The following is a 23,454-nucleotide window of genomic DNA, read 5'->3' as shown; positions in this document are numbered from 1 at the left end:
TCGATCCGGGGCGGTTTGTCGTTTGGGCGGATGGTCCGGGTGCGGTGTCTTGCCGCCGCGCGGGGTCGGAAGCAAGCGTTTGCCGGCCGGTCACGCGACAATAGGGCCATTGCCCTGGCCCATGTTCCGGAATCCGCATGCCTACTGACCTGCCGCCCGTTACCCGCAACCTGCTGATCGCCAATATCGTGGTGTTCGCCCTGCAGTGGTGGTTGCATGACACGACCACCATGGCGCTCACCCAGCATTTCGCATTGTGGCCACTGGGGCCGGACCATACCGGCCTGGCGCCGGACGGCCACGTGGTCAGGGCGGGGTTCCAGGTGTGGCAGCTGCTCACCTATGCCTTCATGCACGGCGGGCTGACCCACATCCTGTTCAACATGTTCGGTCTGTACATGTTCGGCGGGGTGATCGAACGCACCTTCGGCGCGGGCCGCTACCTGGTGTATTACCTGCTCTGCGCGGTGGCCGCGGCGGTGGCACAGCTGCTGGTGGTGAAGTACTTCACCCATGGGTTCTACCCCACCATCGGCGCCTCCGGCGCCATCTTCGGCCTGTTGCTGGCCTTCGGCATGCTTTACCCGCAGGAAAAGGTCATGCTGATCTTCCTGCCGATCCCGATGCCGGCCTGGCTGTTCGTGATCGGCTATGCCGCGGCGGAGCTGTACATGGGCGTCACCGGAACGGAGGCCGGCGTGGCGCACTTCGCCCACCTTGGCGGCATGGTGGGCGGCATCGCGCTGATCCAGTACTGGCGCGGCAAGCTGCCGATCAAGCCGAAGCGGATCTTGCTGCGCTGAGCGGTTCGCTCAGCGCAGTGACAGGAAGTCCGCGCTGACCACGAAACGTACCGCGTCCAGTCGCAGCCGGGCCTGCGGCAGCGCCGCCAGCAGCGCGCTGCGCTCGTCGGCCAACGCGGCGATTTCGGTTTCGCTGATCGACGGATTCACCGCGTGCAGCGCGCGCAGTCGGGTCAGTTCCGCATCCAGCACGTCGGTGGCCAGCAGGGTCGCTTCGCCGATGGCCGACTGGGCACGCAATGTGGCGATGGTTTCGGCCCGTTCCAGCATCGGCGGTACCAGCTTGGCGAGGAACTTGCGGTAGCGCGGCACCTCGATGGTGCGGTCCGCGGCCTTGCGCAGCGCCACGTCGCTGGGGCGGAAATTCGCATGTTCGCCGAGCTTGGTGTCGACCGTCACCACCACAGGCTGGGTCGGCAGGAAGCGCTCGGCATCCAGCTGGCGGTCGGCCACGCATTCGATCAGGAACACGGCCTGCAGCAGCGCCGAGCGTGGCGGCAGGGCGTCGTCCACCATGAAGGCCGCGTTGCCGTGCTCGCCAGACAGCGCCAGATCCAGGGCGCCGCTGACCAGCGGATGATCGAGCCGCAGCAGCGGCAGGTCTTCCCGGGCCAGCGCCACCTCGCGCGAGAAGGTCACCGACTGCGGGCCCTCGGCAAAGCCGGGCAGGGCGTCGGTGGACAGGTATTGCGGGTCGAGCAGCAGTACCTGGCTGCCCAGCTCCTCGGCATGGATGCCGAAACCCTCGAGCAGTCGCTGCACGAACAGGTCACGCGACGGGTCGTTGTCCTCGTGGCGGAAGGCGCGTTCCAGTGCGTCGGCGTGCAGGTCTCGACTGGCGGCCAGTTCCAGCAGGTGATCGCGGCCGGCACGGATCAGCTCAGCCATGTCCTCGTGGGCCGCACGGGTCTCGGCCAGCAGGGCATCCAGTTCCTGGTCGCGGCTGTCCGGGCCGCGCGCATGTTCGGCGGCAAGCTGGGCCAGGGTGTCGCCGAACCGGCGCAGCAGTTCGCGGCCGTCGGCCGGGCTGTGGCGGAACGCATCCACGCCTTCGTCGTACCAGCGGGCCAGCACGTGCTGCGCGCTCTCGGCGACGGCGAGCACGTGGATGCTGATGTCGTGTTTCTGGCCGATGCGGTCGAGGCGACCGATGCGCTGTTCCAGAAGGTCGGGATCCAGCGGCAGGTCCCACAGCACCAGCCGGTGCGCGAACTGGAAGTTGCGACCTTCCGAGCCGATCTCCGAGCACAGCAGCAGGCGGGCGCCGTCGGGCTGGGCGAAGAAAGCGGCGTTGCGGTCGCGCTGCATGATGCCCAGGCCTTCATGGAAGCGCGCGATGCCGGCACCTGTGCGCGTGCGCAGCGCTTCCTCCAGGGCCAGTACCTTGGGCTGGCTGCGGCAGATCAGCAGGAACTTGTCCTGCGGGTGTTCGTCGAGCAGGGCGACCAGGGCCTCCAGCCGCGGGTCGCCGGCATAGTCGAGTTCGAGTGGCGGCACCGGCTGCTGGATGTCGGCATGGAATTCGGCGAGCAGGGCCTGGCGGCCATCGTCACTGAGCGCGGCACCGTCGAGCACATGCCACACCGGTTGCCGCTGTGGAAACCCGCCGATGCCGGCACGCCGGTTGCGGAACATGGCGCGGCCGGTACCGTGACGGTCGATCAGGGCGTCCAGCAGTTCGCGTGCATGGGCCGGTTTCGCCGGATTGGCGAGACAGGCCTGCAGCGCATCGTCGCCAGCGAACAAGGTGTGCAGGTGGGTCAGCTGATCGGCATCGAGTGCGTCGCCGTCGAGCAGTTTGTCGGCGATGTGCGAGAGCGGCTGGAACTGCTCCGATTCGGCCAGGTAGACGTCCAGGTCGTGGTAACGCTGCGGATCGAGCAGGCGCAGGCGGGCGAAGTGGCCGCTGCGACCCAGCTGTTCGGGCGTGGCGGTGAGCAGGATGACGCCGGGTGTCCGTGCGGCCAGCTGTTCGACCAGCGTGTAGCGCGGGCTGGCGGCCTCGGGCGTCCATTCCAGGTGGTGTGCCTCGTCGACCACCAGCAGGTCCCACGGTGCATCGAGCAATTGCTGCGCACGTTTCGGGCTGGCCTCGAGAAAGCCGAAGTCGGCGATCACCAGCTGTTCGTCCTCGAACGGGTTGTGGTTGTCGCCGGCCTGTTCCAGCGCCTCGCAGCGTTCTTCGTCGTAGATCGCGAAGCTGAGGTTGAAGCGGCGCAGCAGTTCGACGAACCACTGGTAGACCAACGTGTCGGGCAGCAGCACCAGCACGCGCGACGCGCGGCCGGCGGCGAGCTGGCGTGCCACGATCATGCCAGCCTCGATGGTCTTGCCCAGGCCGACTTCGTCGGCGAGCAGGACCCGTGGCGGTCGGCGCGCAGCGGCGATGCCGGCCACGCGCAACTGGTGCGGCACCAGCCCGATGCGTGCCGCACCGAGGCCCCAGGTCGGCGAGCGGCGCGCGTCGGCACGGCGCTGCAGACCGTCCAGGCGCAGCTCGAAGTTCGCCACCGGGTCGGTACGTCCGCCGATCAGGCGGTCGTCGGCCTGGCTCACGCTCTGTTCGTCGTCGAGCTGCCCTTCGTGCAGTTCGCGACCTTCGCCGCGGTAGATCAGCAGGTCGTCCTTCACTTCGACGCGCTCGACCAGGAAGGCGATGCCCTTGCCAGCCACGCGCTGGCCAGCGCGGAATTCGGCGCGCACCAGGGGCGCCGAATCGATCGCATAGGGCCGTAGCACCCCAGCCTTGGCGAACAGCACCTGTACGCCGCGTCCTTCGACGCGCAGTACGGTGCCGAGACCGAGTTCGGGTTCGGCGGTGGAGATCCAGCGTTGACCAGGTACGAACATGAGGCAGCTACAGTGTTTCGAGGGCCGCCAATTATCCGCTCACCGCGCGGCGCTGAAAACCTCGGCGATGCATTCCGGCTGCATTGGCCGGCGATTCGTCGCTGTGCCGGGACGGAACGGCTGCCTTGACGAGGCTGCGGCAGATGCCGCGGCGACATCGCTCCGGGTTGTCGCCAAGCGGCCGGACGCAAGAAAAAGGCCCCGCATTTGCGTGCGGGGCCCTGTGAGCGGAGCCACCCGGTTGGCCGGGTGGCTTGCGCTGCTGCTTACCAGATCTTCACCTGCTTCTTGCCGGCGCGGACCATCGGGTCGGTCGGCTTGCACTCGAACGCCTTGGCGAATGCCGTCATGTTCGACGGTGCCGCGATGGCGCGGATCGATGCCGGCGAATGCGGATCGATGTTCAGGTAGAGCTCGGCCGCCTTCTCGCGGACGTTGCCGCGCCACACGCGGGCCCAGTTCAGGAAGAAGCGCTGGTCCTCGGTGTAGCCGTCGATCTTCTCGGCGGCTTCCTTCGGATGGTTCTTCAGCGCGGTCTGCAGGGCGTCGTAGGCGATGTTCAGGCCGCCCAGGTCGGCGATGTTCTCGCCCAGGGTCAGCTTGCCGTTGACGTGCAGGTTCGGCTTGCCCTTGATCGGCGTGTAGGCGTCGAACTGCTCGACCAGCGCCTTGGTGCGTTCGTCGAACTGCTTCTTGTCCTGAGCGGTCCACCAGTTGACGCGGTTGCCGTAGCCGTCGAACTGGCTGCCCTGGTCGTCGAAGCCATGGCTGGACTCGTGGCCGATCACCGCACCGATGCCGCCGTAGTTGATCGCGTCGTCGCCGTGAGCATAGAAGAACGGCGGCTGCAGGATCGCGGCCGGGAAGTTGATGGTGTTGGTGCTCGGGTCATAGTAGGCGTTGACCGTCTGCGGGGTCATGCCCCACTCCTTGCGGTCGGTCTTCTTGCCGATGTGGCTCAGATCGAAGTGGTAGTTGTACTTGCTGGCTGCCTGCAGGTCGGCGAACCACTGACCCTGCTGGATGTCCAGACCGCTCCAGTCACGCCATTCGCCCTTGTCGGGGTAGCCGATCTTGGGCAGGAACAGCGACCACTTCTGCAGCGCCTTCTTCTTGGTCGCCTCGCTCATCCAGTCCAGATGCTCGATGCGGTTCTTCAGCGCGTTGCGCACGTTGGTGACCAGCTGCTCGGCGCGGGCCTTGGCGTCGGCCGGGAAGTACTTGGCCACGTACAGCTGGCCCAGGCCCATGCCCATGGCGCCATTGATGCCGCCCATCACGCGCTTCCAGCGCGGCCGCTGTTCGGGCTGACCGGCAAGTTCCTTGCCGTAGAAGTCGAAGCGGTTGGCCTGGAAGGCGTCGCTCAGCGCGGGCGAGGAGCTGCTGATCAGGTGGAAGCGCAGGTAGGCCTGCCACTGCGAAACCGGCGCGTGGGCCAGCAGGCGGTCGAATTCGGCCATGAATTTCGGCTGCGACAGCGAGAAGCCGCCGCCCACGTCGACGCCCTGCGCCGCGAAGAACTTCTGCCAGCTGAAGTGCGGCGTGATGCGGTCAGCCTGCTTCACGGTGACCCAGTGATACTGGTTGTCGAGATTGCGCATCTCGGTCGGGGTCAGCGAGGCCTTGGCCAGTTCGGTCTCGAACTTCATCACTTCGCCAGCCTGCTTCTTGGCGTCGGCGTCGGACACGCCGGTCAGCTCCAGGCTCTTGGTGATGTAGGCGACATACGCCTCGCGGATCTTCTTGTACTGCGGCTTGAGGTAATAGTCCTTGGTCGGCAGACCCAGGCCGCTCTCGAACACATAGCCGATCTGCTTGCTGGCGTCCTTCTGGTCGGCGCCGGAGCCGAAGCTGAAGACGTAGCTGTCGCCGTTGTTGAAGCTCTTGTCGAGGAATGTGGCGATCTCGGCGCTGTTCTTCAGCGCGGCGATCTCGGCCAGCTGTGGCTTGATCGGGTCAAAACCGGCCTTGTTGATCGCGTCCTTGTCCATGCCGGCGTCGTACAGCCAGCCGATCTTCTGCTCGATCGAGCCGGCCTTGGCCGTGGCAGCATTCTTGGCGGCGTTCTCGGCGATCTGGTGCTGGTCGTCCAGGCTCTTCTCGGCCAGTTCGTCGAATGCGCCCCAACGCGTGCGGTCGGCCGGGATCGGGTTGGCAGCGACCCACTTGGCATTCACGAAGGTGTTGAAGTCCTGGCAGGCCTCGCTGGACGGCCCAAGCTCGCTGACGTCGAACACGCTCTTCGGCTTCGCGGTCATGGCGGCGGCGGTGCTGGCGGCCTTGGCCGGTGCGGTGCTGGCCGGTTTGGCCGGTGCCGGAGCGGCGGCGTGCTCGCTCTTGCCGCAGGCGGCCAGGGCAAGGCTCAGGCTGGCGGCCAGAGCCAGTGGCTTCAGATACTGCTTGGTCATGGGTATCCCTCTATTGCGGTTGATGTGCCCGGAGGCGTCCTGGTGCGCCAGAGCATGCCAGTGGGCCCACCCGTCCGCGACCATGACCCACCACGCTAGGTCAAAGGTCATGGGGTGCCCAGTGTCAAAGGTCAGGGGTGTGTGCCGCGACGAGCTCCAGCCACGCCTGCCCGGCCGGCGACAGTCGGGTGCCGTGCCGCCAGGCCAGGCTCAACTGCCAGCGCAGGCTGCGGCCAGCCAGCGGAATTGCCGAGATGCCGCTCAGCATGCGTCCCCGCAGGGCCAGCCGGGGCAGCAGTGCGACGCCGCCGCCGGCCGCGACCAGGGCGAATATGAAGTCGACCTGGGCGCTGTGCACGGTTTCCCGGGGCACGATGTCGCGACGTGCGCAGGCATCGCGGATCAGCTGGTTCAGCGCAAAGCCTTGCTCGAACAGGATCAGTGGTGATTCGGCCAGCCAGTCGAGCCTGAACTGGCGTGCGCCGGCACGGGGATGCGAGGGCGGAAGCAGGGCCAGCATCGGCTCGTCGCAGACCGGTTGGCTGTCCAGGCCGCGACCGATCGGCTGTAGCGTGGCGGCGATTTCCACTTCGCCGGCAAGCACGGCCTGCTCCAGCCGGCGGCTGCCGTGTTCGAGCAGGTGGATGTCGATCTGCGGATGCTGTTCGCGGAAGCGTGCGAGCAAGGGTGCGAACAGCACACTGCTGCCCAGCGGTGGCAGGCCCAGGCGCAGCTCGCCGCGCTCCAGGCTCTGCAGCGCATCCAGCTCGGCACGCATGTGTTCGGTGTGCGCCAGCATGGCAAGGGCGTGGCGGTGCACGATTTCGCCGGCCTGGGTCAGCTGGACGCCGCGGCGATCGCGTTCGAGCAGGCGGACATCGAGCTCGGCCTCCAGCTGGGCGACGGCCTTGCTCAGGGTGGGCTGGCTGGCATGCGCGTGTTTGCTGGCGCGTCCGAAACCGTCGTGGCGGACCACTTCGATCATGTAGCGCAGGCTGCGTAGGTCCATGTTCATTCCTTTTAGGCATTGAAATGATTTGAACAATTCATTTTCATTATGCATGAGGCGGACGTACGCTGACTCCCATGAAAGCCATCCATGCCCGTTTGCGCTGGTTGAGCCGGCGCAGGCCGCTGCTCGCCCTGGTGGTGCAGGTCGCGCTGATCGGCGGCCTCTGCGCGCTGGGTCAGGGCATCGTGACGATGTTTGGCCTGCCGATTCCGGGCAGCGTGTGTGCGCTGGGTCTGCTGCTGGTCCTGCTGGCGACCGGCACGGTACCGGCCGGGTCGTTGCGGCGTGGTGCGAACTGGTTGCTGGCCGAAATGCTGCTGTTCTTCATTCCCGCGGTGATGGCGGTCTCGCAGCATCTGGCGCTGCTGCGCGCGGATGGCGTGCGGATACTGCTGGTGATACTGCTGGGTACCGTGGCGGTGATGACCAGCACGGCGTTGCTGGTCGATCTGGTGTGGCGCTGGAGGCAGCGACATGCGCAGTGAACTGGCCTCCCTGGCCTGGTTCGCGGTGACGCTGGCTGGCTATTACCTGCTCAAACCGCTGTACCGGCGCCTACCGCGCTGGTGGACCTCACCGCTGTTCAGCGTGCCCGTGCTGCTGATCGCGCTGGGCCTGGTGTTCGGCATGAACTATCCGGTCTACATGCGCGATGCGCACTGGCTGATCTTCATGCTCGGCCCCGCGACCGTGGCGTTCGCATTGCCGATATGGCGTCATCGCGCGCTGATCCGGCGCCACTGGATGGCCTTGCTGGCCGGCGTGGCCGGTGGCAGTGCGGTGGCGATGAGCACCGCGTGGGGGCTGGCGACCCTGTTCGGCCTCAGCGGCAGCCTGCGGCTCAGCCTGGTGCCGCGCTCGATCACCACGCCGCTGGCGATGCTGGTCTCGGCGGACATCGGCGGCGTGCCGGACCTGACCGCGCTGTTCGTGGTGATCACCGGCGTGGCCGGTATCGCCCTGGGCGAACTGCTGCTGCGCTTCCTGCCGCTGCGTTCGGCCCTGGCGCGGGGCATGCTGTTCGGCATCGGGGCTCACGGAGCCGGTACGGCCAAAGCCTACGATGTGGGCGACGAGGAAGGGACCGTGGCCAGTTTGGCGATGGTGCTAGCCGGCCTGCTCAATGTCCTGGCGGCCCCGGCGATCGCCTGGCTGCTGCACTGAAGCGGGCGCCGAGGGCTGGGGCCGGTCGACGACCCGGTCTGGCTCAATGCGGCAGGTCCTGGCCGGGGCGCGGCGCGGGCAAGCTGTCGGGCGATACCGCACCGCCGGAGATGATGAAGGCCATCGCCTGGTCCATCGTCCAGTCGGTGGGGGTGAGCTCGTCCACCGGCACCAGCTCGAGGTAACCGCCGGTGGGGTTGGGCGTGGTGGGGATGTAGACCGCTGCCATCTCGCGGCCGGTGCCTTCCTCGATCAGGGTGCGGGTGACGAAGCCGACCACCTTCATGCCCTTACGCGGAAAGTCGATCAGCACCACGCGCTGCATGCCGCCTGGCTTGTTCTGCAGCACGGTCATGAGCTTCTTGGTGCCGCCGTAGATGGTCTGCACCAGCGGAATGCGCTGCAGCAGGTTGTCGAAGGCGTCGAGCAGGCGTTGGCCGATCACCCGGTTCGCCAGCCAGCCCAGCAGGTACAGCGCGCCCAGTGTCAGCAGCAGTGCCAGGATGAAGATCAGCCAGCGCTGGTTGAGTGCCTCGGCCGCATGCGGCGCGACCAGGCCCAGTGCCTGCACGAAGGCAGCGACCACCGGCGCACCGATGTCGGCCAGCAGGCCCAGCACGAACTTGAACACCAGCCAGGTCACCCACAGCGGGATGAAGGTGAGCAGGCCGGTCAGGAGATAGCGCTTGAGACGCAGGGGCTGCATGGGCAGGTGCTTCGCTCGAATAGGGGCCATGTCATTCTAAAGGCAGCGTAACGGGTGTGCCGATACTGAGTCGGGGACATGGCCACGGGATACCGGCAGCCGGGCAGTGCTGACGATGCTTTCCCGGGCGCGGACATCCCCGGCGTGTGATTTTCCTGCGGGCCGTGCGAATCATGGGGCAGGCAACGGGAACGCGGGCAGCATGACAAGCAGACGTCACCAGCAACGATTCGAGGCATGGCTGCACGAGCATCGCGGCATCGTATTCAAGGTGTCGTCTATCTATGCGGCGTCATTGGTGGACCGTGACGATCTGGCTCAAGAGATCCGGCTGCAGGCCTGGCGCTCGTTCGGGCGTTACGACGAGCGCCGGTCGAAGTTTTCCACCTGGCTCTATCGGGTAGCGCTGAACGTGGCGATCTCGCAGTCGCGTCGTCGCAGGGCTTCGCTGGACGGAAAGCTCGAACCGCTGCAGCCGCACCACCTGGATACCATCGGTGGCGAACTTCCGGTGGAGCCGGACGAGCGGCGGGGCGAGCTATACGCCTTCATCGAGCGGCTCGATGCGTTCAATCGCGCGTTGATCCTGCTCTATCTGGAGGACCGGTCCCATGCCGAGATCGCCGAGATCCTCGGCATCAGCGAAACCAACGTGGCCACCAAGATTGGCCGAATCAAGCAGACGCTGCGCGGGCAGATGGCTGGCGCAGCGGCCACCGGAGCATGACGATGGAACTCGACGAGATGAAGATGGCTTGGCCGGCGCTGGTGCAGCAACTGGAACGGCAGAATGCGTTGAACGAGCAGTTGTTCCACCAGGGGCTGGCCGATCGTCTGCGTCGCCATCTGCGTCCGCTGGTGTGGAGGCAGTCACTGCAGATCGTGTTCGGCCTCGCCGCCATGCTGTGGGGCATCAGCTTCTGGTCGACGCATGCGTCGGTATGGCAGAACGTAGTTTGCGGTGTCGCCATGCAGGTGCTCGGCACGTTGGCGCTGATCCTTTCAGCGCATCTGCTCCAGATGCAGCAGAGTATCGACTACGCCGCGCCTGTACTGGAAATTCAGCGGCATCTCGTACGGATGCGCGCGTGGAGAGTGAAGGTGGAAGCGCCGTTAATTGCAGTGCTGGGTGGTGTGATCTGGATACCAGCGCTGTTGATGGGCGCGCAGTACGAGGGGGATCGCTTCGGGTTGAACCTGTGGCAGCACGTCCGGCCCGTCGTGCTGGTATGGATGGCCTTGTCGTTGGGTGTCGGGGTAGGTGCGGTGTTTCTGGCGCGCTACGTGGTGCGCTGGCTCGGCCACGGCCGTTGGCTGGAAAACGGTCTGGCGGGCAACGCCATCGTCAGGGCCGAAGAGGCTTTGGCGGAGATGGCGAGTTTCGAACGGGAGTGAACTACTGCCGCAAACCTTCGCCTGCGAGCAAGGTCAGAGCTCAACGCGCCTGTGGCTTCAGCCGCACATAGAGCTGCTTGCGGACCTTGGCCACCAGCTGGCCGCTGGCGGTCTTCACCTCGGTATCGAACCAGCGCAGCACCTTTTCGCCGCCGGCTGCGGCGGCGCGCAGTTCGTCCACCACCTGCGGTTCCAGTTTGAAATGGGCGAAGACGTCCTCGCGGCCAGGCGCCACGAAGTCGATGGTGGCCGACTTGTCCCACACGTAGTAGTCGTTGCCGAGCTGCTGCATCACCAGCAGCATCCAGAACGGGTCGGTCATCGCGAACAGGTTGCCGCCGAACTGGCTCTTGACGTAGTTGCGGTTCCAGGGGCGCAGGCGCAGCGTCACCCTGGCTTCGAGGTAGTCGTCGCTGACCGACTGCACGCGGATGCTGTTGAACAGGAACGGCGGCCACAGGTTCAGCAGCCTGCGGAAAGTGGATGCACGCATGGTTCACGGGGCCAGTCAGGGGGCGGCCGACCATAACATACCTTGACGTATGGATAGGCGCCGGCCGTGGCTGGCGTGCCCGGATTGGCGTGCTCAAAACAGCAGCGAGGCCATCCGTCGGCGATAGCGGCCCACCAGTTCGGCGTCGTCCAGTGTGTTGAAGGCCGCGAGCAGGCGCTTCTTCGCGGCACCGTCGTTCCAGTCACGGGCACGCTCGAAGATGGCCAGGAATTGTTCCAGGCCGGCCGCGGGGTCATTGCCCAGCAGCAGGCGCACGCCGAGCAGGTCGCGCGCCTGCCAGTCCTCGGCATTGGCTTCCACACGCTGTTGCAGGTCGCCCAGTGCGGGAGCGTCCTGCAGCGAGTGCGCCAGGTCGAGCTGGCTGCGCAGGCGCACGGCGCGACCGTCGGTGGCCAGGTTCGCGGGCAGGGTGTCGAGTTCGGCCTCGGCAGCGTCGCTCTGTCCGGCCTGCACCAGGGCGACGGCCAGCTCGAGCTTCAGCTCGGCCTGGTCGGGGGCGGTGGCGATGGCCTGCTGCAGGCGGCTGATGGCCTGTTCGGGTGTTTCCGCCGGTGCGTCATCGGCCTGATCGTTGCCGCCACCCTCCAGCGGCTGCACGTGGCGTGACAGGAATTCGCGCAGCTGGCCTTCCGGCAGTGCACCGCTGAAGCCATCGGCGATCTGGCCGTCCTTCACCAGGATCACGGTGGGCACGGAGCGGATGCCGAACATGGCGGCCAGCTCCTGGTTGGCATCCACGTCGACCTTGGCCAGACGGAAGGCGCCGTTGTATTCGACGGCAAGCTTTTCCAGCATCGGCCCCAGTGTCTTGCAGGGCTCGCACCAGGTTGCCCACAAATCCACCAGCACTGGCATTTCCAGCGAGGCCTTGATGACCTCGGTCTCGAAGTTGGCCTGGTCGACGTCGAAGACATGGGGGCTGGCGGTGTCGGTCACGAAATGCTCCGGGTTGGCGTGATGCCCGCACTAGGTCGGGGCAGGCACGAGCATATCAAGTGGCTGCGGACGCGCGCGTACGGCGGCGGGATTTGCGAGAATGGCGGACATGAGCGCTCCATCCACCGTCATCGACCAGCCCCCTTCGTCGGGCGCGGCGTCGCTGCTGATCTGCGAGCATTGCGACACGGTGTACCAGCGGCGCCCGCTGGCGCGTGGGGAAACCGCCCATTGCGCACGCTGCCATGCGGTGCTCGAGCGTCATCACAGTCTGGGTACCGGTGCGATGCTGGCGCTGGTGCTGACTGCATTGGTGGTGTTCGTGGAGGCCAATGTCTGGCCGATCGTCACCTTTGGCCTGAACGGTACCGATGTGAGCACCACGCTGTGGGGCATGATCGCGACGATGTGGACGGAAGATGCCAAGGTGGTCTCGCTGCTGGCCGCGGCCACGTTGTTCTTCTTTCCGCTGGTGAAGATCCTGACCCTGGGCTGGCTGCTGCTGTTCGGTCGCGTCGGACGGCGAGCACCGGGGTTCCGTGCCCTGATGGTGATGCTGCATTACCTGCAGCCCTGGACGATGAGCGAGGTGTTCGTGCTCGGGGTGCTGGTGTCCATCGTGAAGGCGCATCTGTACTTCGACGTCATACCGGACGTGGGCGTGTTCGCCTATGCGGTGCTGGTGATCCTGATCACCGTGTTCGCCGGCATCGACCTGCGTCGCCTGTGGGACATGGTGCCGGAGCCGCATGCATGAGTGCCTTGCCGCGCGCAAGCGAACTTGGCCTGATCAGTTGCCACGTATGCGGGCTGGTCTGCCGTGATGCGGCGTGCGAGGGCATGGTCTGTCCACGCTGCGGCACCTCGCTGCACCGGCGCAAGACGGCCAGCTTCGCGCGGACCTGGGCATTGCTGATCGCCGCCTTCATCCTGTATATCCCGGCCAATGTGCTGCCGATCATGCGCACGGCCAGCCTCGGCGATGTCGACGACAACACCATCATTAGCGGTGTGATGGAGTTGTGGGCCAAGGGCTCGCCAGACCTGGCCGTGATCGTGTTCACCGCCAGCATCCTGGTGCCGCTGACCAAGTTCCTGGTGCTCAGCACGCTGCTGATCAGCGCGAAGCGGCGCAGCCAGTGGGCCCGCCCGCAGCGCGCGCGGTTGTACCGGCTGGTGGAGTTCGTCGGCTACTGGTCGATGCTCGACGTTTTCGTGGTGGCGCTGATGACGGCGCTGGTGCAGTTCGGTTTCTTCAGCCTGGTGGCGCCGCTGCCCGGGGTGATCTATTTCGGCCTCACCGTGGTGCTGACCATGCTGGCCTCGATGAGTTTCGATCCACGTCTGATATGGGATGACAAGGGCGACGATGACTGATCAATCCACCACGCCACAAGATGGCGAGCTGCCCCAGCCGGTCGTGCGGCATCGCCGTGTCGGCGTATCGCTGATCTGGTTGGTGCCGATCCTGGCTGCGGTCGTCGGCATCTCGCTGATGGTCCACGCCTGGATGCAGGCCGGACCGGTCATCACCATCAGCTTCAAGACGGCCGAGGGACTGACTGCGAACAAGACCCCCGTGACCTACAAGAGCGTGGTGATCGGCAAGGTGCGCAAGATCCGGCTCAGCCGCGATCACAGCCATGTCGAAGTCCGGGTGGACCTGGACAAGAGCGCCGAAAATTTCGCCACCGCCGGGACCCGGTTCTGGGTGGTGCGGCCGCGGATCGGCCTGGGCGGCGTGTCGGGTATCGGCACTTTGCTTTCGGGTGCGTACATCGGTGTCGATGTCGGCGATTCGAAAAAACCGCAGCACGAGTTCAAGGGGCTGGAGTTCCCGCCGTCGGTCACCCACGATGTGTCCGGTCGCAGCTTCGTCCTGCACAGCAGCGACCTGGGCTCGCTCGATGTGGGTTCGCCGGTCTACTACCGGCGAATCCAGGTCGGCCAGGTGGCGTCCTACCGGCTGGACAAGGATGGCCAGGGTGTCTCGATCCAGATTTTCGTGGACAGCCCGTATGACCGTTTCGTCTCGGTGTCCTCGCGTTTCTGGAATGCCAGTGGCGTGGACGTGTCGCTGGGCGCCAACGGGCTGAAGCTGGACACCCAGTCGCTGGCCACCGTGTTGGCGGGTGGCGTGGCTTTCCAGAGTCCGCAAGGGCCGCATGACAGCTCGCCGGCCAAGGAAGATGCCAGCTTCCGCCTGTTCGGTGACGAGGCCACGGCGATGGCTCCGCCGGACGGTCCGCCGCACTACATCCGCATGCGTTTCGATCAGTCGCTGCGCGGGCTGACGGTGGGCGCGCCGGTCGAATTCCTTGGCGTCGACTTCGGCAAGGTGGTGTCGATCCGAATGGATTACGACGAGAAGACACAGCGCTTCCCGCTGATCGTCGGTGCAGTGGTCTACCCGCAGCGGCTCGGACGCGCGAACGAGAAGCTGGTGGCGCTGGCCAAGGCGCGTGGCGACAACGCCGATCTGTCGCACATGGTCGGCATGCTGGTGGCACATGGGCTGCGCGCGCAGGCGCGTACGGGCAACCTGCTGACCGGGCAGCTGTACATCGCGCTGGACTTCCTGCCGAATGCGGCCAAGGTCAACTACAACCCGGATGTGCGGCCGCTGGAGATTCCCACCGCACCGGGCAGCTTCGACAAGCTGCAGGAGCAGCTGGCGGAGATCGTGACCAAGATCCAGAAGGTTCCCTTCGACAGCATCGGCCAGCATCTGAACAGCACGCTGGCCGATCTGGACAAGACCCTGAAACAGGTCAATGGCCAGGTGTTGCCACAGGTCAACGACACACTGAAGGGCGCGCAGCACACCCTGGGCTCGGCCAACAACATGCTGGCCGGCGACTCGCCACTGCAGCAGAACCTGGGCGCCACGCTGGACGAACTGCGCCGGATGGCCCGCTCGCTGCGCGTGCTCAGCGATTACCTGGGCGTGCATCCGGATGCGCTGATCCGCGGCCGCCGCGCCGATCCCAAACTCATGCAGCCAGCGCCTGCAGCAACGTCCAATGCCTCGCAAGGGAGCAAGCCATGATCCGTCTGCGTTACCCGGCGCTTGCCGCCCTGGCCGTCATGCTGGCGGCCTGTGCCTCGGCGCCGATGCACTATTACACGCTGATCGCACCGGCCGGCAGCCAGTCGCCGGTGGGTGCGCAGGCGCCATTCCGGTTCGCGCTGCTGCCGGTGACGATTCCCGCGCAGGTGGACCAGCCGCAACTGGTCGTCCGCCAGAACGCACAGGGCGTCGCGATGCTCGACGATCACCGCTGGATCGCGCCGCTGGGCGACGAGATCCGCGGTGCGTTGTCGGCCGACCTTGCCCGCGACCTCCATACGCAGGACGTCAGTGGCCTGCCGGCGGGTGACAAGCCGGTACTGCGCATCAAGGTGGACGTGCGCCGCTTCGACTCCGACCCCGGCCAGTACGCGCTGGTCGAGGCTGCATGGAGCGTCCACGATCTCAAGAACGGTGCCGTGCTGGCCTGTACCAGCCGGATCGAGAAACCCGTCGGCCGTGGCTTCGACGCACTGGTCGCCGGCCATCAGCAGGCGCTGACGGCACTGGCCGGACGTATCGCCGGCGTGGCGCCGGCCGTCGCCGGTGGCCGCGTACCGGCCTGTCCGGGAGGCTGAGCGGGCGCGGACGGCTCCCGGGCGGGCGTCGTTCTGCTAGTCTGGCGCGTTCTACGCGGTGCGCCGGCCATGGCGGTTTCCGGCGCCGAATCCCGGCATAACGGCAGCAGAACATGCAAGAGATCCAGGAACAGGGTACCCACGACTACGATCCGCAGGCGGTGGAAGCCGCCGCGCAGCGGTATTGGAGCGAGCATCGAGCCTACGAGGTGAAGGAAGATCCGGCGCGGCCGAAGTTCTTCTGCCTCTCCATGCTGCCGTATCCGTCCGGTGCGCTGCACATGGGGCATGTGCGCAACTACACCATCGGCGACGTGATCAGCCGCTTCCAGCGCATGCAGGGCAAGAACGTGCTGCAGCCGATGGGCTGGGACGCGTTCGGCCTGCCGGCGGAGAACGCCGCGATCAAGCACAAGACCGCGCCGGCGAAGTGGACCTACGCCAACATCGAGCACATGCGCGGCCAGCTGAAGTCGCTGGGCTACGCGATCGACTGGAGCCGCGAGTTCGCCACCTGCCGGCCGGACTACTACGTGCACGAGCAGCGCATGTTCGTGCGCCTGATGAAGAAGGGCCTGGCCTACCGTAAGAACAGCGTGGTGAACTGGGACCCGGTCGACCAGACCGTGCTGGCCAACGAACAGGTGATCGACGGCCGCGGCTGGCGCACCGGCGCGCTGGTGGAAAAGCGCGAGATCCCGCAGTGGTTCCTGAAGATCACCGACTACGCGCAGGAACTGCTCGACGGCCTGGACACGCTGCCGGGCTGGCCCGACGCTGTGAAGACCATGCAGCGCAACTGGATCGGTCGCAGCGAAGGCCTGGAAATCCATTTCGCGGTGGACGGCGAGGCCGAGCCGCTGACCGTGTTCACCACGCGTCCCGACACGCTGATGGGCGTCACCTTCGTCTCGATTGCCGGCGAGCATCCGCTGGCGGTCAAGGCGGCGGAGAACAACCCCGAGCTGGCCGCGTTCCTGGCCGAGCTGCGCCAAGGCGGCGTGTCCGAGGCTGAGCTGGAAACCCAGGAAAAGCGCGGCATGGCCACCGGCCTGTTCGCGATCCACCCGGTCACCGGCGACAAGGTGCCGGTGTGGGTGGCCAACTTCGTGCTGATGGGCTATGGCACCGGCGCGGTGATGGCCGTGCCCGGTCACGACGAGCGCGACTTCGAGTTCGCCACCAAGTACGGCCTGCCGATCAGGCAGGTGATCGCGGTCGACGGCGAGGGCTACGACGCGACACGCTGGCAGGAGTGGTACGGCGACAAGACCCGCGCCGACATGCGCGTGGTGAATTCCGGCGTGCTGGACGGCAAGAACTACCGCGAAGCTTTCGACACCATCGCCGAGGTACTGGGCAAGGACGGCAAGGGCGAGCGCCGGGTGAACTACCGTCTGCGCGACTGGGGCGTGAGTCGCCAGCGCTACTGGGGCTGCCCGATTCCGGTGATCCGCTGCCCGCATTGCGGCGACGTGCCGGTGCCGGAAGACCAGTTGCCGGTGCTGTTGCCCGAGGACGTGGCGTTCTCGGGTGTGCAGTCGCCGATCAAGGCCGACCCGGAATGGCGCAAGACCGCCTGTCCGACCTGCGGCGGTGCGGCCGAGCGCGAGACCGACACTTTCGACACCTTCATGGAGTCGAGCTGGTACTACGCGCGCTACACCTCGCCGGGCGCCGCCGAGCAGGTCGACGAGCGCGCCAACTACTGGCTGCCGGTCGACCAGTACATCGGCGGCATCGAGCACGCGATCCTGCACCTGCTGTACTTCCGCTTCTACAACAAGCTGATGCGCGACGCGGGCCTGGTGCAGGCCGACGAGCCGGCCACCAACCTGCTGTGCCAGGGCATGGTGATCGCCGAGACCTTCTACCGCGAGAACGCCGACGGCTCGAAGGACTGGATCAGCCCGGCCGACGTCGAGATCCAGCGCGATGACAAGGCGCGCGTGACCGGTGCCGTGCTGAAGGCCGATGGCCTGCCGGTGGAGATCGGCGGCATCGAGAAGATGTCCAAGTCGAAGAACAACGGTGTCGATCCGCAGTCGATGGTCGGCAAGTTCGGTGCCGACACGGTGCGCCTGTTCTCGATGTTCGCGGCCCCGCCGGAACAGTCGCTGGAATGGAACGAGGCCGGGGTCGAGGGCATGGCCCGCTTCCTGCGCCGGTTCTGGCGCGAGGTCGTCACGCATGCATCGCAGCCGGACCATCCGGTGGTCGATCCGGCCACGCTCGATGCCGGCCAGAAGGCGCTGCGTCGCCAGCTGCATGAAACCATCCAGAAGGTCGGCGACGACTTCGGCCGCCGCCACTCCTTCAACACCGCGATCGCCGCACTGATGGAGCTGCTCAATGCGGTGGGCAAGTTCACCGACATGAGCGCCCAGGGCCGGGCCGTGCGTCACGAGACGCTGGAAACCATGGTGCTGCTGCTGAACCCGGTGGTGCCGCACGTCAGCCACCGGCTGTGGCAGGTGCTTGGCCATCCCGTCGGCGTGCTGGAAGACCAGCCGTGGCCGCAGGTGGACGAGAGTGCCCTGGTGCGCGACTCGCTGACCCTGGCCGTTCAGGTCAACGGCAAGCTGCGCGGTACCATCGAGGTGGCCGCCGACGCCGCGAAGGATGCCGTCGAGGCGCAGGCGCTGGCCCTTCCCAACGTGCGGACGTTCCTGGAAGGACTGAGCGTGCGCAAGGTGATCGTAGTGCCGGGCAAGATCGTCAACATCGTTGCAGGATGAACGCCATGAGCCGTCCGTTCCGAATCTCGCTGCTGCTGCTGGGCAGTCTCGCGCTGGGTGCCTGCGGGTTCCATCTGCGGCGTAGTGCGTCGCTGCCGCCGTCGATGCAGCACCTGCACCTCACCGTCAACGGCGGCGGCAAATTGCAGCGCAGCCTGGCGCGCACGCTGTACGCGTCCGGCGTGGATGTCGAGGACACCAGCGGCCCCGGCATCGCCGAGCTGGACGTGGGCACGGCCCAGTTCAGCACCGATTCGCTGAGCATCAACGGTTCGGCCCGCGTCACTGAGTATGCCGTGCGCTACCACGTCGAATTCCTGGTCAAGGACGGCAGCGGCAACGTGATCGTGCCCAACCAGCAGATCAACATGTCACGCGAATACAGCTACAACGCCGGCGACACGGTAGGCAGCACGGCCGAAGTGGAAGAACTGCAGCGCAGCCTCACCGACGACATGGTGCAGGCGATCCTGTTCCGCCTGCAGGCGGCCGCCAGGCACCCGCAGACCGTGTCGCCCTCGGCCGCGCTGATGGACCACTCGCACTGAGTGCCGACAGCCCGTGCCGCTGAACATCGCCCAATGGCAAAAGTCGCTGGCCGCCGATCAGCTGCGGCCGGTTTACCTGCTGGCGGGTGAGGAACTGCTGGTGCTCGAAGCGGCCGATGCGCTGCGCGCGCAGGCGCGCCAGCTGGGCTACACCGAGCGCGAGGTGCTCGACGCAGGCCAGCATTTCGACTGGAACGACCTGGCCCGTGCCGGTGCCGGCATGTCGCTGTTCGCCACCCGGCGGCTGATCGACCTGCGTCTGCCGACCGGTCGTCCGGGCAAGGACGGGGCGGCAGCACTGGTCGAATTCTGCAACGATCCGCCGCCCGACGTGACCCTGCTGGTCACCGCCACCACCTGGAGCAACAAGCACGAAGGTGCCTGGAGCAAGAAGCTGGATGCTGCCGGCGCGATGGTGGTGTTCAATGCGCCGCGACCGAACGAATGGAATGCCTGGATCGGTGCTCGGCTGGCCTCGCGCGGACTGTCGGCGACGCCCGACGCGGCCGCGTTGCTGGCCGAACGCGTCGAGGGCAACCTGCTTGCCGCGGCGCAGGAGATCGACAAGCTGGCGGTGCTGCGCGGTGGCGATGGCGCGCGCATCGATGCGGCGGCGATGGAGGAACTGGTCGCCGACAGCGCCCGCTACGATGCCTTCAAGCTCACCGATGCGGCGTTTGCCGGCGACGGCGCGCGCGCACTGCGCATTCTGGCCGGGCTGCATGCCGAGGGCGAAGAACTGATCGGCCTGATGGGCTGGCTGGTCAACCAACTGCAGCTGGCGCTGCGCCTGGCCAACGCGCGCGACTTTGCCGCGCAGGCCCGCGCCGAGCGCCTGTGGCCCGCGCGCGAACAACTGTTCCGCAAGGCACTCCGCCGCGCGCCGCGCGAGCACTGGCTGGCCTGCCTGGCCCGTGCGTCGCGAATCGACCGCATGGCCAAGGGACGCGAGGCCGGCGAGCCGTGGCTGGAAGCCGAACGGCTGGTCGCGGCCATCGCCGAACCCCGCGCGGCCGGCGCCCTGGCCTGATCTGGTCCGGATCATGCGCCCGCTTGCGATCCTCGGCGGCACCTTCGACCCGGTGCACATCGGTCATCTGAACGCAGCCTGGGAAGCAGCCGAGGTGCTGGGCGCCGATGTCCGCCTGATGCCGGCCAGCGTGCCGCCGCACCGGCCGCCGCCGGTCGCCACGGCAGCGCAGCGGGTTGCCATGCTGCGCGCCGCGCTGGCGGGACAGTCGCGGCTGTCGCTGGATGCCCGCGAGCTGGAGCGTGCGGGGCCTTCCTATACGGTCGACACGCTGGCCGCGCTGCGTGCGGAAGTCGGTGCACGCCCGCTGGTGCTGCTGGTCGGCGAGGATGCTTTTGCGGGCCTGGCCAGCTGGCATCGCTGGCAGGCATTGTTCGAGCTGGCCCACGTCGGCGTGCTGACCCGGCCGGGCACGGCGCTGGCCTGGCCGGCCGCGTTGCACGAAGCGACCCAGGCGCGGCTGGTGCCGCCGGCGGCGCTGGCCGACAGCGCCGCCGGTCAGGTTGCCGCCGTGCCGATCACGCCACTGGAGATTTCCGCCACCCATGTACGCGAGCTGCTGGCCGAAGGCCGCGTGCCGCGTTACCTGTTGCCCGCCGGCCTGCTGGCCGACGAGGCCTTGCTGGCACCTTATCGCCATCGCGTCGCCTGAGCGGCGCGGGCACGCTTCACTCGCGGGTATCGGCCCACACGCTGTTCGGTTCGCCGGTCCGGGCGCGGCGTGCGGAAGCGCGAGCCATGGCGGCGAAGCCTGCGGCCAGGGCGAGTGCGCCAAGGTCGACCGCGGCGATCGCAGTCTGGCCGGCCGCCGCGCTGCGCCAGAACCACGCGCCGGTGGCCATGCCGTGCGCCAGCGGGACCATTGCGGTGACTACGGCGGCCAGCCACAGCAGTTCGCGCGCGGCCTGGGCCGGTGTGCGCAGGCAGGCCCACAGCAGGCATAACGCCCAGCTGACGAAGCACGCCCAGCGCTCGCCATTGTCCACCGACAGGCCCAGCCGGGGCAGCCACTGCGCAGCCACCGCGGCGCTCGAGATCGCCACGCAGACGCCGATGCACACGCCTACCGTGGCGCGGGCCATCAGCCGCGACGAACGGCGTTGCTCGGCCTGCTGGCGCCGACGGCGCGTCTCGATCCACAGCAGATTGCCGGAATAGAACAGGAAGGCGCCGCCGAGTCCGAGCAGTAAATACAGCCATTGCACCAGCGCATTGCCGTAGTCGCCGAAGTGCAGCGCGTATGCCCAGGCCAGAGTGGCGTGGTTGGCGTCGCGCTGGCCCGGCAACTGGTCAGCCAGCAAGGTGCCGTCATGGGCGTCCAGCGCCAGCGTGCCGGTCGCCATGGCATGTGGCACCTCACCGGTGATTTCCACGGTCGCGTGGCTATCGCCTGCATGCGACAGCTTGAGGTAGCGCGGCTCGAAATCCCGCAATCCCTGTTGTCGTGCGACCGCGCGTGCCTGTGCGACCCAGGTCGAAACCGGTGCCAGCGTGGCGGCGACACCGGTTACGGGACGCTGCGGTGCAGTGTCCATCGCCGTTGCCGATGCGCCCAGCAGCTGGCCACGGTAGGCCAGCGGGCCGATTGCCATCATCAGCACCACGGACAGGCACAGCATGGCGCCGGTGACGGCGAACACTGCATGGAAGGGCAGGCTCAGCACGCCGATGGCGTTGTGCGCATCCTGCCAGAAGCGTTTCAGGTTGCGTCCGGGGCGCAGGGCGAACAGGTCCTTCGTCAGCCGAGGCAGGTGGATGATCAGGCCGCTGACCAAGGCGATGCCGTACAGCAGGCTGACCACCCCCATCAGGTACATGCCGGCCAGCGGCAGGCCCAGCGAATAGTGCAGTGCGTTGATCAGCTCGGGCAGCGCGGCACCGGGCAGGGTCGGGCCGCCATCAGGCTGCTCCGGCGACGCGAACTGCCATGTGCCGTGGCGGTCGGGCCAGTAGGCGGTCGGGCTGTTCCCTGCATAACCGGGGAAGGTCATGCCCAGCCGGATGCGTGCTTCCTGATGCGTGGCCAGCACGTGGTCGAGCAGGCCTTGCATGTCATCCAGCGAGGCCGCGGCGACGGTCCGCGGCGAGGCCCATTGCTGCACCGGTTGCTGGAACACGGTGATGGCGCCCGCGTAGAACGCCACGAACAGCGCGAATCCTGCGCACAGGCCGACCCATGAGTGCAGGGCGGTGAAGGCCCGCAGGGTGGTGGATTTCAGTTTCATCGCTGTGCCTGCCTCAGCGGACCCAGTCGAGCGTCTGCAGCGCATGCAGCAGGAGCAGTCCAGTGCCGGCCAGCGCGCCCAGCCACAGCCATGCCTGCCGACCGCCCGCGAACTGCAGGCTGGCGCAGATCACCCCGACCCACAGCGGGCAGAACGCCAGCACGCTGGGCACCAGGGCCGACTGCCAGGGGCCGGGCAGCAGCCAGTCGACCAGCCCGATGACGGCCGTCACCAGGAAGAACCCGGGCACGACCCCGGCACTCGCACGGGCCCACATCAGGCGTGGTCCCGTGCGGCCGTGGCGGTCGGGGCATGACCGACGAGCAGACCTGCGCCGGGCTGCACCAGCAAGGCCAGCATCCAGCCGGCCAGCATCGCGCAGCATCCGGCGCCGACGCCGAGGGCGGCGATCCAGCCGCCCAGCGCCGGCACGGCCGATGCGACACCGGTAGCGAGCAGGCGGGGACGCCAGCGGCCCGCGGACCACCGGCCGTGCGGCGATGCGGCGTAGATCAGGACGGCGGAAATGAGGCTGGCCACGCCAGCCATGCCCGGCAACCATGCGCTCATGAGCGTGTGTCCTGCGCTGGATACCGGCAGCGGCACGACGGGTGGGGAATAGGTCTGGACATGCAAGGCCCTGCGCGAGATCGGATATGCCACGCGGCGACGCTTGTTCCGTGGCGACCGGCCCGATGCAGCTGCCGGGCACCGCCGGACAGGCCGCGACGTCTGTCAGTTAATGCGAATAATTCTTATTATGCATAGCGCAGGGCCGGTCGGCAATGCGGCCGGTCAGGGTGGCGTGGCGCGGGAGCGGCCTGTGGCTTCAGCCGGCCGTGCGCGCCACGAAATGCAGGGCCAGCGAGTTCATGCAGTAACGCAGGCCGGTCGGGCGCGGGCCGTCGTCGAAGACGTGGCCGAGGTGACTTTCGCAGCGGGCACAGCGCACCTCGGTACGTTCCATGCCAAGGCTGTCGTCGTTGCGTTCGATCACGTTGAGATGGGATATCGGCTGCCAGAAGCTGGGCCAGCCGGTGCCGGAGTCGAACTGGGTCGCGTCGTCGAACAGGGCCGTGGCGCAGCCTGCGCAGCGATAGATACCGCGTGCGGCGGGGCGTTCGTGCGGACCGCTGAAGGCACGCTCGGTGCCGCTGCGACGCATGATGTCGAAGGCCGCCGGCGACAGTCGCCGATGCCATTCGGCGTCGCTCAGCACGAGCCGGGGCAGGCGTTTCCGGCCCAGGTCGCGGCCGTCGTCGGCGAACACTTCCAGCAGCACCATGCCGGGAGTGGTGTGGATCAGCCCGGGTGGCCAGGTGTCGGCACCGGCTGCAAGCAGGCGTGGCAGTGCCAGGCTGCCGCCAGTGACCAGGACCGCTCCACCGACCAAGGCCGAGCGAAGGAAACGGCGGCGTTCCATGACGACAACATCATCGATGCGTGACATGACGGACTCCCTGGGCCAGCCCCTGCG

Annotated in this window: 23 protein-coding genes; 13 read left to right on the top strand and 10 right to left on the bottom strand. The window is 67.1% G+C overall.

Going from position 1 to position 23,454, the window contains the following annotated elements; genetic code table 11:
* The first annotated feature begins 137 nt into the window (after nucleotides 1–137).
* Nucleotides 138–803 (top strand): rhomboid family intramembrane serine protease, encoded by a 666-nt coding sequence (locus RA164_RS11635; protein WP_329741018.1) that lies wholly within the window; start codon nucleotides 138–140, stop codon nucleotides 801–803.
* 9 nt (nucleotides 804–812) lie between these two features.
* Here the strand turns inward: RA164_RS11635 and rapA are convergent, their stop codons facing one another.
* The 3 genes from rapA to RA164_RS11620 form a co-directional block, all read right to left on the bottom strand.
* A complete protein-coding gene (gene rapA / locus RA164_RS11630; RefSeq protein ID WP_329741017.1) occupies nucleotides 813–3,653 on the bottom strand; it encodes an RNA polymerase-associated protein RapA in 2,841 nt (946 codons plus the stop codon).
* Between the two features lie 266 nt (nucleotides 3,654–3,919).
* On the bottom strand, nucleotides 3,920–6,061 hold the full coding sequence (locus RA164_RS11625; RefSeq protein WP_329741016.1) for a M13 family metallopeptidase: 2,142 nt from the start codon (nucleotides 6,059–6,061) through the stop codon (nucleotides 3,920–3,922).
* A gap of 124 nt (nucleotides 6,062–6,185) precedes the next feature.
* A complete protein-coding gene (locus RA164_RS11620; RefSeq protein WP_329741015.1) occupies nucleotides 6,186–7,070 on the bottom strand; it encodes a LysR family transcriptional regulator in 885 nt (294 codons plus the stop codon).
* 77 nt (nucleotides 7,071–7,147) lie between these two features.
* Here RA164_RS11620 and RA164_RS11615 point away from each other — a divergent pair, with 77 nt between their 5' ends.
* Together RA164_RS11615 and RA164_RS11610 are read left to right on the top strand one after the other, a co-directional pair.
* Nucleotides 7,148–7,558 (top strand): CidA/LrgA family protein, encoded by a 411-nt coding sequence (locus RA164_RS11615; protein WP_329741014.1) that lies wholly within the window; start codon nucleotides 7,148–7,150, stop codon nucleotides 7,556–7,558.
* The gene (locus tag RA164_RS11610; protein ID WP_329741013.1) at nucleotides 7,548–8,237 is read left to right on the top strand and encodes an LrgB family protein; all 690 of its coding nucleotides are present in this window, start codon (nucleotides 7,548–7,550) and stop codon (nucleotides 8,235–8,237) included. The genes RA164_RS11615 and RA164_RS11610 overlap by 11 nt, the downstream gene beginning before the upstream one ends.
* A gap of 43 nt (nucleotides 8,238–8,280) precedes the next feature.
* On the opposite strand, the gene RA164_RS11605 is transcribed toward RA164_RS11610, so the two are convergent.
* Nucleotides 8,281–8,943, bottom strand: a complete 663-nt coding sequence (locus RA164_RS11605; RefSeq protein WP_329741012.1) for a DUF502 domain-containing protein — start codon at nucleotides 8,941–8,943, stop codon at nucleotides 8,281–8,283.
* 202 nt (nucleotides 8,944–9,145) lie between these two features.
* Between RA164_RS11605 and RA164_RS11600 the strand changes: the two genes are divergently transcribed.
* Both RA164_RS11600 and RA164_RS11595 read left to right on the top strand, forming a co-directional pair.
* On the top strand, nucleotides 9,146–9,670 hold the full coding sequence (locus tag RA164_RS11600) for an RNA polymerase sigma factor (RefSeq protein WP_329741011.1): 525 nt from the start codon (nucleotides 9,146–9,148) through the stop codon (nucleotides 9,668–9,670).
* A gap of 2 nt (nucleotides 9,671–9,672) precedes the next feature.
* Nucleotides 9,673–10,338, top strand: coding sequence for a hypothetical protein (locus tag RA164_RS11595; RefSeq protein ID WP_329741010.1), 666 nt, complete (start codon nucleotides 9,673–9,675; stop codon nucleotides 10,336–10,338).
* Between the two features lie 40 nt (nucleotides 10,339–10,378).
* Here RA164_RS11595 and RA164_RS11590 read toward each other — a convergent pair whose 3' ends face one another.
* Both RA164_RS11590 and trxA read right to left on the bottom strand, forming a co-directional pair.
* The gene (locus RA164_RS11590; RefSeq protein ID WP_329741009.1) at nucleotides 10,379–10,831 is read right to left on the bottom strand and encodes a DUF4442 domain-containing protein; all 453 of its coding nucleotides are present in this window, start codon (nucleotides 10,829–10,831) and stop codon (nucleotides 10,379–10,381) included.
* A gap of 93 nt (nucleotides 10,832–10,924) precedes the next feature.
* Nucleotides 10,925–11,788, bottom strand: coding sequence for a thioredoxin (gene trxA / locus RA164_RS11585; RefSeq protein ID WP_329741008.1), 864 nt, complete (start codon nucleotides 11,786–11,788; stop codon nucleotides 10,925–10,927).
* A gap of 109 nt (nucleotides 11,789–11,897) precedes the next feature.
* Between trxA and RA164_RS11580 the strand changes: the two genes are divergently transcribed.
* The 8 genes from RA164_RS11580 (at nucleotide 11,898) to nadD (ending at nucleotide 20,404) form a co-directional block, all read left to right on the top strand.
* Nucleotides 11,898–12,545, top strand: a complete 648-nt coding sequence (locus tag RA164_RS11580; protein ID WP_329741007.1) for a paraquat-inducible protein A — start codon at nucleotides 11,898–11,900, stop codon at nucleotides 12,543–12,545.
* Entirely contained in the window at nucleotides 12,542–13,165 is a 624-nt protein-coding gene (locus RA164_RS11575) for a paraquat-inducible protein A (protein ID WP_329741006.1), read from the top strand. The genes RA164_RS11580 and RA164_RS11575 overlap by 4 nt, the downstream gene beginning before the upstream one ends.
* Nucleotides 13,158–14,837: a PqiB family protein gene (locus RA164_RS11570; RefSeq protein WP_329741005.1), complete on the top strand. Its 1,680-nt coding sequence runs from the start codon at nucleotides 13,158–13,160 to the stop codon at nucleotides 14,835–14,837. The genes RA164_RS11575 and RA164_RS11570 overlap by 8 nt, the downstream gene beginning before the upstream one ends.
* The gene (locus tag RA164_RS11565) at nucleotides 14,834–15,436 is read left to right on the top strand and encodes a PqiC family protein (protein WP_329741004.1); all 603 of its coding nucleotides are present in this window, start codon (nucleotides 14,834–14,836) and stop codon (nucleotides 15,434–15,436) included. The genes RA164_RS11570 and RA164_RS11565 overlap by 4 nt, the downstream gene beginning before the upstream one ends.
* Before the next feature lie 113 nt (nucleotides 15,437–15,549).
* Nucleotides 15,550–18,174: a leucine--tRNA ligase gene (gene leuS / locus RA164_RS11560; protein WP_329741003.1), complete on the top strand. Its 2,625-nt coding sequence runs from the start codon at nucleotides 15,550–15,552 to the stop codon at nucleotides 18,172–18,174.
* 5 nt (nucleotides 18,175–18,179) lie between these two features.
* Nucleotides 18,180–18,722: an LPS-assembly lipoprotein LptE gene (locus RA164_RS11555; protein ID WP_329741002.1), complete on the top strand. Its 543-nt coding sequence runs from the start codon at nucleotides 18,180–18,182 to the stop codon at nucleotides 18,720–18,722.
* 13 nt (nucleotides 18,723–18,735) lie between these two features.
* Entirely contained in the window at nucleotides 18,736–19,752 is a 1,017-nt protein-coding gene (gene holA / locus RA164_RS11550) for a DNA polymerase III subunit delta (RefSeq protein ID WP_329741001.1), read from the top strand.
* A gap of 13 nt (nucleotides 19,753–19,765) precedes the next feature.
* Complete coding sequence (gene nadD, locus RA164_RS11545; protein WP_329741000.1) at nucleotides 19,766–20,404, top strand: nicotinate-nucleotide adenylyltransferase; 639 nt, start codon at nucleotides 19,766–19,768, stop codon at nucleotides 20,402–20,404.
* Between the two features lie 16 nt (nucleotides 20,405–20,420).
* On the opposite strand, the gene RA164_RS11540 is transcribed toward nadD, so the two are convergent.
* From RA164_RS11540 to msrB, 4 genes are all read right to left on the bottom strand, one after another.
* Entirely contained in the window at nucleotides 20,421–21,977 is a 1,557-nt protein-coding gene (locus RA164_RS11540) for a PepSY-associated TM helix domain-containing protein (protein WP_329740999.1), read from the bottom strand.
* 13 nt (nucleotides 21,978–21,990) lie between these two features.
* Nucleotides 21,991–22,254 carry a hypothetical protein gene (locus RA164_RS11535; protein ID WP_329740998.1) on the bottom strand — a complete coding sequence of 88 codons (264 nt, stop codon included), beginning with the start codon at nucleotides 22,252–22,254 and terminating at the stop codon, nucleotides 21,991–21,993.
* On the bottom strand, nucleotides 22,254–22,547 hold the full coding sequence (locus tag RA164_RS11530; RefSeq protein WP_329740997.1) for a hypothetical protein: 294 nt from the start codon (nucleotides 22,545–22,547) through the stop codon (nucleotides 22,254–22,256). The genes RA164_RS11535 and RA164_RS11530 overlap by 1 nt, the downstream gene beginning before the upstream one ends.
* A 259-nt stretch (nucleotides 22,548–22,806) precedes the next feature.
* The gene (gene msrB / locus RA164_RS11525; RefSeq protein ID WP_329740996.1) at nucleotides 22,807–23,427 is read right to left on the bottom strand and encodes a peptide-methionine (R)-S-oxide reductase MsrB; all 621 of its coding nucleotides are present in this window, start codon (nucleotides 23,425–23,427) and stop codon (nucleotides 22,807–22,809) included.
* Nucleotides 23,428–23,454 lie beyond the last annotated feature (27 nt).

Origin of the sequence: Dyella sp. A6 (assembly GCF_036320485.1) — a bacterium.
GTDB classification, from domain to species: Bacteria; Pseudomonadota; Gammaproteobacteria; order Xanthomonadales; family Rhodanobacteraceae; genus Rhodanobacter_A; species Rhodanobacter_A aluminiiresistens.
Note: the sequence above shows the minus strand (reverse complement) of the source record. Positions and strands in the feature narration are given on the sequence as shown.

Excerpts from the sequence above, each read along its gene's own strand:
- RA164_RS11615 (WP_329741014.1), top strand. The coding sequence starts at position 7,148 with ATGAAAGCCATCCATGCCCGTTTGCGCTGGTTGAGCCGGCGCAGGCCG.
- rapA (WP_329741017.1), bottom strand. The coding sequence starts at position 3,653 with ATGTTCGTACCTGGTCAACGCTGGATCTCCACCGCCGAACCCGAACTC.
- RA164_RS11580 (WP_329741007.1), top strand. The coding sequence starts at position 11,898 with ATGAGCGCTCCATCCACCGTCATCGACCAGCCCCCTTCGTCGGGCGCG.
- RA164_RS11555 (WP_329741002.1), top strand. The coding sequence starts at position 18,180 with ATGAGCCGTCCGTTCCGAATCTCGCTGCTGCTGCTGGGCAGTCTCGCG.
- RA164_RS11530 (WP_329740997.1), bottom strand. The coding sequence starts at position 22,547 with ATGAGCGCATGGTTGCCGGGCATGGCTGGCGTGGCCAGCCTCATTTCC.
- leuS (WP_329741003.1), top strand. The coding sequence starts at position 15,550 with ATGCAAGAGATCCAGGAACAGGGTACCCACGACTACGATCCGCAGGCG.
- msrB (WP_329740996.1), bottom strand. The coding sequence starts at position 23,427 with ATGTCACGCATCGATGATGTTGTCGTCATGGAACGCCGCCGTTTCCTT.
- RA164_RS11570 (WP_329741005.1), top strand. The coding sequence starts at position 13,158 with ATGACTGATCAATCCACCACGCCACAAGATGGCGAGCTGCCCCAGCCG.
- RA164_RS11620 (WP_329741015.1), bottom strand. The coding sequence starts at position 7,070 with ATGGACCTACGCAGCCTGCGCTACATGATCGAAGTGGTCCGCCACGAC.
- RA164_RS11635 (WP_329741018.1), top strand. The coding sequence starts at position 138 with ATGCCTACTGACCTGCCGCCCGTTACCCGCAACCTGCTGATCGCCAAT.
- RA164_RS11540 (WP_329740999.1), bottom strand. The coding sequence starts at position 21,977 with ATGAAACTGAAATCCACCACCCTGCGGGCCTTCACCGCCCTGCACTCA.
- RA164_RS11575 (WP_329741006.1), top strand. The coding sequence starts at position 12,542 with ATGAGTGCCTTGCCGCGCGCAAGCGAACTTGGCCTGATCAGTTGCCAC.
- RA164_RS11610 (WP_329741013.1), top strand. The coding sequence starts at position 7,548 with ATGCGCAGTGAACTGGCCTCCCTGGCCTGGTTCGCGGTGACGCTGGCT.
- RA164_RS11605 (WP_329741012.1), bottom strand. The coding sequence starts at position 8,943 with ATGCAGCCCCTGCGTCTCAAGCGCTATCTCCTGACCGGCCTGCTCACC.
- nadD (WP_329741000.1), top strand. The coding sequence starts at position 19,766 with ATGCGCCCGCTTGCGATCCTCGGCGGCACCTTCGACCCGGTGCACATC.
- RA164_RS11590 (WP_329741009.1), bottom strand. The coding sequence starts at position 10,831 with ATGCGTGCATCCACTTTCCGCAGGCTGCTGAACCTGTGGCCGCCGTTC.
- RA164_RS11565 (WP_329741004.1), top strand. The coding sequence starts at position 14,834 with ATGATCCGTCTGCGTTACCCGGCGCTTGCCGCCCTGGCCGTCATGCTG.
- RA164_RS11600 (WP_329741011.1), top strand. The coding sequence starts at position 9,146 with ATGACAAGCAGACGTCACCAGCAACGATTCGAGGCATGGCTGCACGAG.
- RA164_RS11595 (WP_329741010.1), top strand. The coding sequence starts at position 9,673 with ATGGAACTCGACGAGATGAAGATGGCTTGGCCGGCGCTGGTGCAGCAA.
- RA164_RS11535 (WP_329740998.1), bottom strand. The coding sequence starts at position 22,254 with ATGTGGGCCCGTGCGAGTGCCGGGGTCGTGCCCGGGTTCTTCCTGGTG.
- RA164_RS11625 (WP_329741016.1), bottom strand. The coding sequence starts at position 6,061 with ATGACCAAGCAGTATCTGAAGCCACTGGCTCTGGCCGCCAGCCTGAGC.